Genomic DNA, 13,601 nt, shown 5'->3' with positions numbered 1-13,601 from the left:
AGTCGGCTGGTAATTTTTAGGAGGAACATATTTGAAGTTTAGTGAATTAGGATTGTCAGATAGTTTGTTAAAGGCAATCAAGCGCAGTGGTTACGAAGAGGCAACACCAATTCAGGAACAAACCATCCCAATGGTGTTGAAGGGCCAAGATGTAATTGGTCAAGCGCAAACCGGAACAGGAAAGACCGCAGCGTTTGGTTTACCGATTATCGAACATGTTGATACGGATAATCCAAATATCCAAGCGATTATTATTTCACCAACTCGTGAATTAGCAATTCAAACACAAGAAGAATTATTCCGTTTAGGAAAGAATAAGCATGTTCGCGTTCAGGTTGTTTACGGTGGGGCAGATATTCGTCGCCAAATCCGTAACTTGAAGCAACACCCACAAGTTCTCGTGGGGACGCCGGGTCGTCTTCGTGATCACTTAAACCGGCATACGGTTAAATTAGACCATATTAAGACATTAGTTCTTGATGAAGCTGATGAAATGCTTAATATGGGATTCTTAGATGATATTGAAGCAATTATCAACCAAACACCTGCTGAGCGGCAAACACTCTTATTCTCCGCTACAATGCCACCAGAAATTAAGAAGATTGGTGTTAAGTTTATGACTGACCCGACAATGGTACGGATTAAAGCGAAGGAATTAACAACTGATTTAGTTGATCAATATTACGTAAAAGCTCGGGACTACGAAAAGTTCGATATTATGACTCGGCTGATTGATGTTCAAGATCCTGACCTTACCATTGTTTTTGGTCGAACTAAGCGTCGAGTTGATGAATTGTCACGGGGACTGGCTGCTCGGGGTTACAATGCGGCCGGGATCCATGGTGATCTAAGTCAGGATCGGCGAACTAAGATCATGAAGCAATTTAAACGTGGTGAACTGGATATTCTTGTTGCAACCGATGTAGCAGCGCGAGGATTAGATATTTCCGGAGTAACCCACGTATATAACTACGATATTCCGTCAGATCCGGATAGTTATGTTCACCGAATTGGCCGGACTGGTCGTGCCGGACATCATGGTGTTTCTTTAACATTTGTTACACCAAATGAGATGGACTACCTGCGTGAAATTGAGAAATTAACCCGGGTTCGGATGCTCCCATTGAAGCCGCCAACTGCTGAAGAAGCCTTTAAGGGGCAAGTTGCCAGTGCCTTTAATGATATCGATGAATTAATCGCTCAGGACTCCACAGAACGTTACCAGGAAGCTGCTGAGAAGTTATTAGCTACTCATGATGCAACCGATCTTGTTGCTGCTCTTTTGAATGAAATGACAAAGCAACCAGCAAGTGATGTTCCAGTTAAGATTACCCCAGAACGACCATTGCCACGACGGAGCCACCGTAATGGTCGCTCTGGACATGGTTACCGTGGTCCACGTGATCATCGCCATAACAACTATGGTGGTCATCGTCGTCATAACAACGGTGGTCGGAGTCGTTCCCGTCGTCACGATAATCATTCTAGTCGACATGCGTTTAATATCCGTCATCGGGAAGATTAGACTAACTGAGATTTAATATTTAAGGCAATTCAGAGATTTAGTTAAACTAATATCTTTGGATTGCTTTTTTTATTTAAGACTAATTGATAGTAAGTAAAGTTAATTGCTTATAAGTTACCAATAAGTTAAACTAATTGTGTAGTAATTTTGAAAAAATTTTCGATTTACTAATCAGGAAAATGTTTATCAAAAGGAAATGAAATATAGGATAATTGATTGCTTTACGAAGAAAGTATAAATTAACTATTCGTTTATTGACTGATAGTATGATTAGTTAATTATAAGTAACTAATTTTGGAGTAAGTAATCGATTTTGTTGTAGTTAACAATTAGGGGAGGGTATTCAATGGTATCAAAGAATAACCGGAAATTAATTGCAAGTAAAAATCGGGAGAACGAAAAACAGCGCTTCGGTTTACGGAAGCTTAATGTTGGTGTTGCTTCCGTCCTTTTAGGGGTAACATTCAGTGTATATGGCGGTGGACAGCTAGTCGCTCACGCTGATACTACTAATGTTGGTGATCAGGCAGCTGACACCCAGAAAACCAATGAGGGAGGGACATCCTTAGTTGATCAGAAGCAGGTTACTTTGACTAAGACTAAGACTAACCAAGACACAACTGAATCATCAGCTAAGACAACGACACCTGCACAATCTGGTGACCAAACCACTGCTCAAGCACAAACAAAGACTGAGGATCAGGCAAGTGTTGATACGAAGACAGATACTTCTGATAGCGCCAAGAATCAAACGAATGTCGACAAGCAGACAGCTACTGAATCAAAGACCGACCAAGCTTCCGAAGATCAAGCTGCTAAGGCAAATAACGCTCAGACCGTTTCAGTAAAGAAGGCAACAGCTGACGATAATGCTTCAACCACTGCTAAGGATCAATCAACCACGACTGATCAAGCAGCTGTAAAGGATGAAGAAAACAATGACGCTCAGGCAAACGATGGCAAGACTACTATTTTAAGTCTTACTAAGGGAAGCGTTCTTAAGGTCCAAGCAGCGATGGCTTCCTTAGTGCAAATAAAGGCGGCTACTAACGATGAAGCAGCTACGGTAACCGTTACTGATGCCCAAGGATTAATTGATGCAATTCAAAATGGAACCGCAACGACGATTAACATTGGTGCGAATATTGATTTAGGTGAAAAGACTAGTAGCAACTACACCAATACCAATATTTCTAATAAACGTAACATTACAATTCAATCTGCTGATGGTAAGCACTATACTGTAGACTTTAATGGTTATGGCTTCAACATGTACAGTAACGATTATGGAGTTACTTTCAAAGACTTAGACTTATATGGTAGAAGTTATTTCGGTATTGTTAGAAGTGCTGGATCATATACTTTTGATAATGTTAACTACACCGGGTCACAATTAATTTATACTGATTCTGGATATAACACGACAGTTAACTTTGATGGTAATGTTACTGCTCATTCAGTGGGTTCTTATACCAGTCCACTAAATAATAAGTCTCAAGCCAGTCAGGGTGGTAATAATCAACAGGTAATTCAATTTGCTGGTGGAACGAACACAATTAACTTTAATTCTGGTAGTAATGTCACCTTAACCACTACTAACTCAAATGTTCTTGAAGTTGATGGGGGAAAAACAACGATCAACGTTAAGAATGGGGCCCAAGTTTCCTTAAATCCACATACTCAAAATGGCCCAGAACAAATTAATGGGATGAATATGGATGGGATTGCCCGTGGGATTGCATCAAAAGGTGATACAACTTTGAATATTGATCAAGGTGGTAACCTAGACATTAGCTTGACAAAGAATACCGAAGATAAGTACCTTTCTAGTGCTCTTTACTTGAATTCTGGTGCAACGATTAACGTTAATGGTAATTTGAACATTGATTCTGATGGTACACCATATTACCGCTATCAAGGTTGGGATGATCCGGTTTACATTAACGGTAATGCTGCCATCAATGTTAATGGTGGTTCATTCAAGGTTAATGCTACTAACATGGGTGATTACAAGGGTTCAGTTGTTACTTCAAATGGAAATTCAACAATCGCTATCAGTCACCATGGTACCTTTGATGTAACTGGTGATGGTACCCAAGCTACTGGTGTATCACTTGGTAATGGTAGTATCTTTACTTCAACTCAACCAGAATTATTTAACATTTCAATGCCAGATGATGCCACTGCAATTAAGAACGGTAAAGTTCAATTTAAGGGTGTAAAGACCTCAGCTGATGGTCAACCAATCGGTGAGATTGACATTACTTATGCTAGTAATGGTACTCCAACTGTCACTAAGGTAACTAGTTACGATGAAGCTACAACTACAGCAACTAGAACTGCTGGAAATAATGCTAAAAACAAGATTAATTTAGTTGCTGCTGGTGAAGAAGTTAACCTTTCTGGCGTTAAGTTTGTTAAGAATGCTGACGGCACATACACCATGAGTGGTAATGCTAATACCGCTGATAAGAAGGGCGCTTATGTTTATATTTCAGTAAATGGTCAAGTTCATCAAGTTGCTCCAACAGATTCACAAACTCTTTGGACAGCTGAAGCAACTGGAGATCCAGCTTCTTCTCAAGTTCCTTACACTGCTGAAACAGGAGCAGACGGCAAGTTTACTGTTAACCTTGGTAAATTAAAGGACACTGACCAAGTTTCAGTATATGGAGCTAAGGACTTTGTAACTAGTGACACAGATACTAAGACTGTTTCTGAATGGATGACCAATTCTTACCGTGATCAATTGCAAAAGTTAGTTGCTGAAGCTCCTAATGTTGAAACAGGTTCTAACTTTACTAATGCTACTGACAATCTTAAGACTGCTTATACTAATGCAATTAGTGCTGGTAGCACTCTTCTTCGAAATTCTAGCGCTACTTCAGAACAACTTGACGCTGCAGCTAAGCAAATTACTGATGCCAAGGCTGCTTTAAACGGTGATCTCAACAAGGTAAAACAAGAGCTTCAAGTTGCTGTTGACGCAGCTCCAGACTTTGAAAAGACCTCTGCAACTTATTACAATGCAAATCCTGCTAAGCAGAACGCATATACAGATGCAATTAGTGCCGGTAGTGATGCCTTAAAGGCTCAAAATCCAACAGTTGAAAGCTTAACAACTGCATTGAATAAGATTAATGAAGCAAAGAACGCATTAGATGGTAAGGCAACTGACACCAGCAAGCTTAAAGCAGCAGTCGATAATGCCAATACCGTAAAAGCAAGCAATGACTACAAAGATGCTAGTGCTGATTATCAAAAGCAATACGATGATGCAGTAAAAGCAGGTCAACAATTATTGGATCCAACTACAGCACCATCTCCATTGACTCAAGCCGATGTTGATAGAGCAGCTAAGGCAATTACAGACGCACAAAGTGCTTTAACTACTAGTGCTACAACTAGTGTTAAGGATGCTAAGGAAAAAGCTACTGCTGATTTAACTACTGCTGTTGATGCAGCTAAGGCAGCAATCGATCAAGATACTAACTTAACTGAAGACGAAAGAAATGCAGCTAAAGCTCAAGTAGATAGCGATGCTAGCGCTGCTCAAGAAGCTATCAATAATGCTACTACCAATGATGCAGTAACTTCTGCCGTAACTGCTGGAAAAGTTACTATCGACAAGACAGTTGCCAATGCTGCCATTGACAACGCTGCTGCTGGCAAGAAGGCAGAAATTGCTCAATCTTCATTAACCACTGATGAAAAGAAGGCTTTGGATGATAAAGTTGCTCAAGAAGTTACTACTGCTAAGAATGCAATTGCTAAAGCAACTACCCCAGCAGATGTAACTACTGCTCAAAAGAATGGCGTTAAGACAATTAATGACATTAATGTTCCATCAACTTCAACTCAAAAGGACGAAGCAAAAGATAACATCAATAAAGCCGCTGCTGATGCTAAGAAGGAAATCGATCAAGATACTAACTTAACTGAAGACGAAAGAAATGCAGCTAAAGCTCAAGTAGATAGCGATGCTAGCGCTGCTCAAGAAGCTATCAATAATGCTACTACCAATGATGCAGTAACTTCTGCCGTAACTGCTGGAAAAGTTACTATCGACAAGACAGTTGCCAATGCTGCCATTGACAACGCTGCTGCTGGCAAGAACAAAGAAATTGCTAACTCTCCATTAACTACTGATGAGCAAAACAAGTTGCATGATCAAGTAGCTAAGGAAGTAAAGACTGCCAAAGACAACATCAATAGCGCAACTATTCCAACTGAAGTAACTACTGCTAAGGATAATGGTGTTAAGGCAATTAACGGTGTTAAGATTCCAACAACTTCACCAGAAAAAGACAAGGCCAAAGAAAACCTTGATAAGCAAGTTCAAGATGCTAAGGATGCCATCGATAAGGATACCAACTTAACTGATGATCAAAAGCAAGCAGCTAAGAACCAAATTGATACCGACGCTAAAAATGCTCAAGATGCCATCGATAATGCTAAGAGCGACGATGATATCAAGAAGGCCACTGATGCTGGTCAACTTGCTATTGATAAGACTGTAGCCGATGCAGCCATTGATAACGCAGTAGCTGGCAAGCTTAATGACATTAAGGATCCATTAACTAAAGAAGAAAAACAAACTTATACTGATTTAATTAATGAAGCAGCTAATAATGCTAAGCAACAAGTAACCGATGCAACTACTCCAGCAGCAGTAACTAAGGCACAAGAAGATGGCGTAAATGCTATTGACAAGATCAATGTTCCAACTACTTCTCCAGTTAAGGATGCTGCAAATACAGCAATTGATAAAGCTCTTCAAGACAAGACTAATGAAATCAATAACGCTACTAACATTACCGATCAAGAGAAGCAAAATTTGATTAAGCGGGCCACCGAAGCCGCTAACACCGCCAAGGAAAACATCAAGAATGCCGACAGCAATTCAGCTGTAATTACTGCTCAGACTAATGGTGAAAAAGCAATTGCTGATGTAACTGTTCCTGGATTATCTAATGTCAAGAAGCAAAGCACTGATTTAATTAATAAGACCTTGGACAAGAAGAAGGATGAAATTAATAATGCTTCTAACTTGTCAAATGATGAGAAGCAACAATTAATTAATGATGCTACTAAGGCTGCAACCGATGCTATTAACAACATCAACAATGCTAAGACTAATGATGAAGCAAAGGCTGCTGCTGATACTGGTGCTCAAAACATTGAGAATATTTCAATTCCAGGTCTTGATAATGCTAAGAAGGATGCTAACCAAGCAATTGATGATGCCTTAAATGCTAAGAAGAATGAAATCAATAACGCTTCTAACTTGAGTGATCAAGAAAAGCAAGGCTTGATTGATAAGGCAGAAGAAGCTGCTAAGACTGCCAAAGACAACATCAATAGCGCAACTACCAATGATGCTGTTAAGGATGCTGAAAGTAAGGGTGTTGACAGTATTAAAGGCATTACCTTCACTAACTTGGATGATGCTAAGAAGGCAGCTAACCAGGCAATTGATGATGCCTTAAATACTAAGACTAATGAAATCAACAATGCTTCTAACTTGAGTGATCAAGAAAAGCAAGACTTGATTAACAAGGCAACTGATGCCGCAAATACTGCTAAGAACAACATCACTAAGGCTACGACTAACGATGCTGTAACTGATGCTCAAAATAAGGGTATTCAAGAGATTGCTAGTGTTACTGTTCCAAGTTTGGATGAAACTAAGCAAAACGCAATTAATGCCATCAAGCAGGTTCAAGAAGCTAAGGACAAGCAAATTAGTGATGCTAAGAACTTAAATGCTGATCAGCAAAAGAGCTTAACTGATCAGGTTAACAAGATTGCTGATGATGCAATTGCTAAGATTAACGATCCAGCAACTTCAACTAATGATGGGGTAAAGAGTGTTTGTGACAATGCAATTGACCAAATCACAAACTTGTTTATTCCAACCTTAGATGGTGCTCAAGATGATGCAACTGACGCAATTACTGCTGCTAAGGATGCTAAGATTGATGAGATCAATAATGCTAAGAACTTGTCTGATCAAGAGAAACAAGATTTGACTGATCAGGTAAATCAAGCTGCGGATGATGCTACTAAAGCAATCAAGGATGCAACAACTAATGATGCTGTTAAGGATGCTGAAACTAAGGGCTTGAATGATATTAACAACATCAAGGTTCCAAGTTTGGTTGAGAAGCAACAGGAAGCTAAGGATGCGGTTGCTAAGGCTGCCGATGCCAAGAATCAGGCAATTGACAATTCCAACTTAACATCAGACGAAAAGACTGCCTTGAAGAAGCAAGTTAGTGACGCCCAAACAGCTGCTAACAAGGCGATTGATGATGCTTCAACTGATGCTGAGGTAACTAAGGCACAGAATGATGGTATTGATAACATCAACAAGATTGCTATCCCAGAAACTTCAGATGCTAAGTCCAAAGCAACAACTGACCTTAAGGATGCTGTTGATAACGCTAAGAAGGCAATTGATCAAGACACTAACTTGACTAATGACCAAAAGCAAGTAGCTAAGGACGCAATCGATCATGATGCTAAGACTGCTCAAGAAGCGATCAATAATGCTAATACTGACAGTGATGTTAAGAAGGCTACTGATAACGGTCAGTTAGCAATTGACAAGGATGTTGCTAATGCAGCAATTGATAACGCTGCCGCTGGTAAGAAGGCTGAAATTGCTAAATCACCATTAACTAGTGATGAAAAACAAGACTTAAACAACCAGGTTGACCAAGCCGCTAAGGATGCTAAGGACGCTATCAAGGCTGCTCAAAATGATGGTGCAGTTAAGGCAGCCCAAGAAGACGGTGTCAAGAAGATTGATGATATTAAGGTACCAACTACCCCTGTAACACCAACTCTTGACGAAGCAAAGGATAGTGCTAATACTGCCATCGATAACGCAGCAACAGCCAAGAAGGATGCTATCAAGGCCGCTCAAGATGCTGGTACTATTACTGCTGATCAGGCCGCTGACTTGAATAAGCAAGTTGATCAGGCTGCTAATGAGGCTAAGCAAGCAGTCAATAATGCAACAACAGCAAGCCAGGTTGACCAAGCACAAAATAATGGTGTTCAGAAGATTAACAACATTAATATTCCAAGCATTACTGATGCCAAGGATGCTGCCAAGACAGCAATTGATCAGGCTGCTAAGAATAAGGATGATGAAATTGATGCAAGTAACTTAAGCGATCAGGAAAAGGCCGATTTGAAGAATGAGGTCAAGGTAATTGCTGATACCGCTAAGAAGAACATTGATAGTGTTGATAGCGCGGCTGAAGTTGAGAATGCTAAGAATGACGGAATCGCTGCTATTAATGGAATTAAGGTTGCTACTAGTTCGGATAACCAAAATGAACAATCAGGTAACAACGGTAGTACCATTGATAATGGTTCAGGTGAAGCTACGAATAATAATGGTAGTCAAGCCGGTTCAGTAACTGGTGCTACAACAAGTCAATCAAATGGTGCAAAGATTTCTGCTACTGGTCTAAATAGTAAGAATGCTGTTCGGACTAATGCTAATAAGCAGGCAGCTCAATTACCACAGACTGGTAATCAAACTAACGCTGGTCTTGGTGTAGTTGGCTTAGCTGCTGCAAGTCTAGCCGGTCTTTTCGGCTTTACCAAGTTAGGTAAGAAGAAGGAAGACTAGTAAGTTAGCTAGTAACTAGTTAACTGAATCAAAAAGCGACCCAAGAGGGAAATCCTCTTGAGCCGCTTTTTTAGATCAAAATAAATCCCAGGATGAGATTATCTCATTCTGGAATTTATTGAATATTACTTATTCAATTCTTGTTCCTTAAATTGGTTCAGGTTTTGTTGAGTTGGGATTAAGTTTGCCCACTTTTTAGTCAAGAACTCATCGCTTAAATGATAGTGTGGTTGAGGTTGGTTCTGTTCAATGAACTTACTTGTAGCACTATCAAATTTAACCCAGCCAGCATAACCAATGTGAATTGTATCTTCCATGAAGTAAGGTTTGCTACCGTCATGAGAAAGGTCAAGAATGTTGTTAAATCCTTGTTGTTGAAGTTGGAACTTAATTTTGTTAACGGTGTGATAGTACATTTGCATGTCCATGCCAGTATATGCTTCCCAACGACCGTTAACGGGCGGAATAACAAACATTACATTTGTATTGTTATTCTTAAATTGATTTAACACGACTTGTAAATCACCATATTCAGGTGATTGGTTGTAGTTAAAGTGACGCTGTGAGTTCTTTAATTTCTTCAAGTGAGGTTTAACATTCTTTGTATAGAAAGAATTCTTAACGTGGAAACCGTTATTATCAGTATCCTTAGCAGCTTTATCAATGGCCATTTTGTGAAGTTGCTTTTCATTGTATTTTGCCGGAAGTTTATCTACTTTTGGCTTAACAAAACGGTCATAGTTATTATCCAACTGTAAACCAGAGAACAATACATCTTGGTGTTGGAGTAAGGTTAAGCGGAAGTTAAGAACTGTTTTATCCCAACCACTTAATGGCTTTCCTTGGGCAATTTTAGTAGCGTTATCAGCTACAGTACCATTATTACCAATCATTTGAAGTAATCGCTTTGCAACATAGCGATCATAGGGTGATTTTGGATTAGCCTTTTTTAACCAAGTAAGATCGGCTAATTCGCCATTGTAGTATTTGAAAGCGGGAGGCAAAATTCCCTTTTTAACAAACCATTGAGGCGAAATAATATAGACAGCTTTTTTGTCTTTTAATTGGTCTTCCATAGTGGTGATGTTAAAGAATTGAGGGAGTGATTGTGCTCCACGTTGCCCTAGCAGGAAAGGGGTGTAATTATGATAACGTGCCGCCATAATTGACGGATGAAAATTATCAAAACGCCGTAATTCACTTGAACCAAAGAAGGGAACGTAACGAGTATTTTTATCGGAAAGTGCTTGTTGCTTAATCTTCTGGTTTTTAAAAATTACGGGACTAAGTGATGCAGCAGCACGTTGTTCAGTCTTAGCTGAATAATGGCTACCAAGCGGCATTGTAAAAAGAATTAAAATTAGAACAAAGGCAAGAATAACTGGGCCAAAGATATACCACAGCCGCTTGCGGTTAGTCATTTTGGAGCTCCTTTACACGATCAACCATCTTATCAACAGAACTCCATTGGCTCCGGTCAAATTCAGAAACTGGTACTTGGATATCAAATTGATCTTGAAGTGCCAAGAGAACATTAACTGTAGCCATTGAGTCTAATAATCCATCTGCAAAAAGATCTTCACTAGTATCACTAAAGTCACTTGCGTCTCGACCAGTTGCGTCAGCTAAAATGTTAATAATATCGTCTTTCATTGTTAAAATCCTCCTAAATAAATGTCGGTTACCCAAAGAAGTAAGTATTAAGGTAACCACTAAAAAGTAAGAACGTAAACATTACGAAGTTAAATGTTACGAAAATGGCAACACATTCTGTGAACTTGTTATGCGGCATCTTCTTCAGGTGTTTTCGCTTATAACGTAACCACCAGTCATTAACGACAAGGGCAAGTCCATGAAGGAAACCATATAGAATATAATACCATGTAATTCCATGCCAGAACCCCATTGTTAACATGTTAAGCATGTAGGCAGTAGCTGACAATGTATTTCGATTCTTGAACCAGCGCTTCTTTGTTGCCATAAAGACAAACCGCATAAAAATGTAATCACGGAACCAGAATGATAAACTAATGTGCCACCGGTTCCAGAATTCCTTGATGTTTTTCGACTTAAATGGTTGCTTAAAGTTCATTGGCGTCTTAACGCCCATAAAGTAACTAATGGCAACCGCAAAGAGGGAGTATCCCGCAAAGTCAAAGAAGAGGTAGAAACCATAAGTGTACATAACACCAAGCATATTCCAGGAAAAGAAACCGTCGCTCATCGCTGCTTGTTCAAAGTGCGGGTAGAACCGTTGACCGAAGAAGTAGGCAATTACAAATTTATAAAGGAAACCAAGAAATAGGTAAAAAACACCTTTTTCAACTAGTTTTAGGTAATCGGAGCGTTCAGGTACTTTTTGATAGTCCTTAGAAAAACGCCGGTAACGATCAATTGGTCCGGAAGTAATTGTTGGCATAAAGAGCATGAAGCGGATAAAGTGCCAAGGAGTAATCTTCTTTACCATTCCATCACGGGTTTCGATAATTGTTCCGACAGCCCTAAATGTAAGATAACTGATCCCAAGGAAACCAAGAAGTGAGTTATGACCAACCATTGCTGGAGATAATTTAACAACAATAATTGGAATCAAGGAAAGAAATGAGAACAGGTAAAAGACACCTGTTGAATTCTTTGTCTTTCTGTAATGGTGATAGTACATCACTAAACATGTTTGATAAATTACGTACGCAATTAATGAGAATAATTGTTGCCAACTGGCCCCATCAAACATCAGAAAGATAAAGATAAAACTAATTAGTGCTTCGTACCACTGAAATCGTTTGCCAAAATAAAGACCAATGCCTAACGGGAGCAAGGCAAGCAATAAGTAAATAAAGTAGTTAGGTGTCCCGTAAGCAGTGAAATTAGGTAAACTTGAAAGCCAATTAATCATTGGTTAGCCTCTTTAATTAATTGTTTAACTGCAATCTTGCCATTTGCAGACATTGGGAATGAATCACGGTAAATAAACTGGGTTGGCATCATGTAAGGCATGATCAATCCCTTAAGGCTTTCACGAATTTCTTTGGTTAGTTGTTCCTGATCCTTAACTTCTTCTTTAGGAATTACGTAAGCAATCAGGTGAGCAACTTGACCATTCTTATTGTATTTTGGTGCAGCAACAGCTTGCTTGATTAATGGACTCTTTTCAAGACTTGCCCGGACTTCATCGAGTTCAACCCGGAATCCGTGAAGCTTGATTTGAAAATCCATCCGCCCTTTATGGTGAAGAAGGCCATCTGCATCAAGTGTTCCGGCATCCCCAGTTCGGTAAGCAGGAACGCCATCAATCTTAAAGAAGGCCTTTGCAGTTTTTTCGGGGTTATTCATGTAACCATGGGCTACACTATTTCCGCTAATAATGATTTCTCCCTCTTGACCTGGTTCGGTTAATTGCTTATCACCGTCCCAGATGGAAAGTGATACTCCTGGTTTAGCGTAACCAACCGGAAGTCGATCATTATTAGCAACGATTTCTGGTGTGATTTCAATTCCAGAAATTGCCACCGTTGTTTCGGTTGGACCATAAGTATTGAAAATCCGCGCGTGAGGGAACCGTTGTTGAAGTGCCTTGGCAGTTTTAACGGTTAACTCTTCACCACAGAACATAAAGATACTCAAGTCTGGCATCTTATCTTCATTAAATGCGGGACTCAACATTAGCATATCCGCAAATGAGGGGGTCCCAACGAAGACATTTAGATCTAAGTTTGGTAGTGCGGTAAACATTTGACCGAAGTTTTCGACTACTGAGTGCGGAAGTGCCTTAATGGTTCCGCCATTCAAGAGGGCTGGCAACCAGTACATATTAGACAAGTCAAATGAGTATGGTGGTTGACCAAGGAAGTTAGCATGTTCAGGAATATCAAAGTCCGTATCAAGAACCCAGTCAACGAAGGTCTTGAAATTATCATGACTAACTTCAACTCCTTTAGGAGAGCCAGTTGTTCCTGAAGTGAAGAGGACATAAGCCAATTCATCTCCGGAAACAGGATTCTTTAGGTTAAATTCTTGTTTTTCTGCTAATACACTGGCAAGTTGTTCTTTAGAAACTACTCGAGCATCGAAGTTAAGCTTGTCACTTGGAAAATCATCGACAGCGATAATTAATTCTGGCTTAGCCGTATCTAAGATTGACTGGATCCGCAGAATGGCGGAATCAGTTGAAACGGGAATGTAAGAGTGTCCCATCTTTAGTGCAGCTAGGAAGCTAGTGATCATTTCGACTTGGTGATCACCAAAAACCAGGACTGGACTCTTTGGGGTAAGGCCTTGCTTAGTAAGCCAAGCTGCTAAGCTATCAGTATTAGCTTTTAGCTCACCGTAGCTTGTTTGCTTTCCCATTTCATCATAAGCAACCCGCGTTGAATTATCCTTGGCGACTTGGTCAAAGACAGTAACGATATTTGTATTCAATTCTATTTC

At 39.8% G+C, this 13,601-nt stretch carries 6 protein-coding genes; 2 read left to right on the top strand and 4 right to left on the bottom strand.

Going from position 1 to position 13,601, the window contains the following annotated elements:
• The first annotated feature begins 31 nt into the window (after positions 1-31).
• Both cshA and NFR46_RS05695 read left to right on the top strand, forming a co-directional pair.
• A complete protein-coding gene (cshA, locus tag NFR46_RS05700) occupies positions 32-1,525 on the top strand; it encodes a degradosome RNA helicase CshA (protein ID WP_251575487.1) in 1,494 nt (497 codons plus the stop codon).
• A gap of 346 nt (positions 1,526-1,871) precedes the next feature.
• Positions 1,872-9,173, top strand: coding sequence for a DUF1542 domain-containing protein (locus NFR46_RS05695; RefSeq protein WP_251575486.1), 7,302 nt, complete (start codon positions 1,872-1,874; stop codon positions 9,171-9,173).
• Between the two features lie 125 nt (positions 9,174-9,298).
• Here the strand turns inward: NFR46_RS05695 and dltD are convergent, their stop codons facing one another.
• Genes dltD through dltA form a run of 4 tightly spaced genes read right to left on the bottom strand, consistent with a single transcriptional unit; the run spans position 9,299 to position 13,592 of the window.
• Positions 9,299-10,594 carry a D-alanyl-lipoteichoic acid biosynthesis protein DltD gene (gene dltD / locus NFR46_RS05690; RefSeq protein ID WP_251575485.1) on the bottom strand — a complete coding sequence of 432 codons (1,296 nt, stop codon included), beginning with the start codon at positions 10,592-10,594 and terminating at the stop codon, positions 9,299-9,301.
• A complete protein-coding gene (dltC, locus tag NFR46_RS05685) occupies positions 10,587-10,826 on the bottom strand; it encodes a D-alanine--poly(phosphoribitol) ligase subunit DltC (protein ID WP_251575484.1) in 240 nt (79 codons plus the stop codon). The genes dltD and dltC overlap by 8 nt, the downstream gene beginning before the upstream one ends.
• Positions 10,827-10,854: 28 nt before the next feature.
• The gene (gene dltB / locus NFR46_RS05680) at positions 10,855-12,069 is read right to left on the bottom strand and encodes a D-alanyl-lipoteichoic acid biosynthesis protein DltB (protein WP_251575483.1); all 1,215 of its coding nucleotides are present in this window, start codon (positions 12,067-12,069) and stop codon (positions 10,855-10,857) included.
• A complete protein-coding gene (gene dltA / locus NFR46_RS05675; protein WP_251575482.1) occupies positions 12,066-13,592 on the bottom strand; it encodes a D-alanine--poly(phosphoribitol) ligase subunit DltA in 1,527 nt (508 codons plus the stop codon). The genes dltB and dltA overlap by 4 nt, the downstream gene beginning before the upstream one ends.
• Positions 13,593-13,601 lie beyond the last annotated feature (9 nt).

It is taken from the genome of Limosilactobacillus agrestimuris, assembly GCF_943193105.1.
GTDB lineage: Bacteria > Bacillota > Bacilli > Lactobacillales > Lactobacillaceae > Limosilactobacillus > Limosilactobacillus agrestimuris.
The sequence above is the reverse complement of the archived record's forward strand: the minus strand, read 5'-3'. Positions and strand labels throughout refer to the sequence as shown.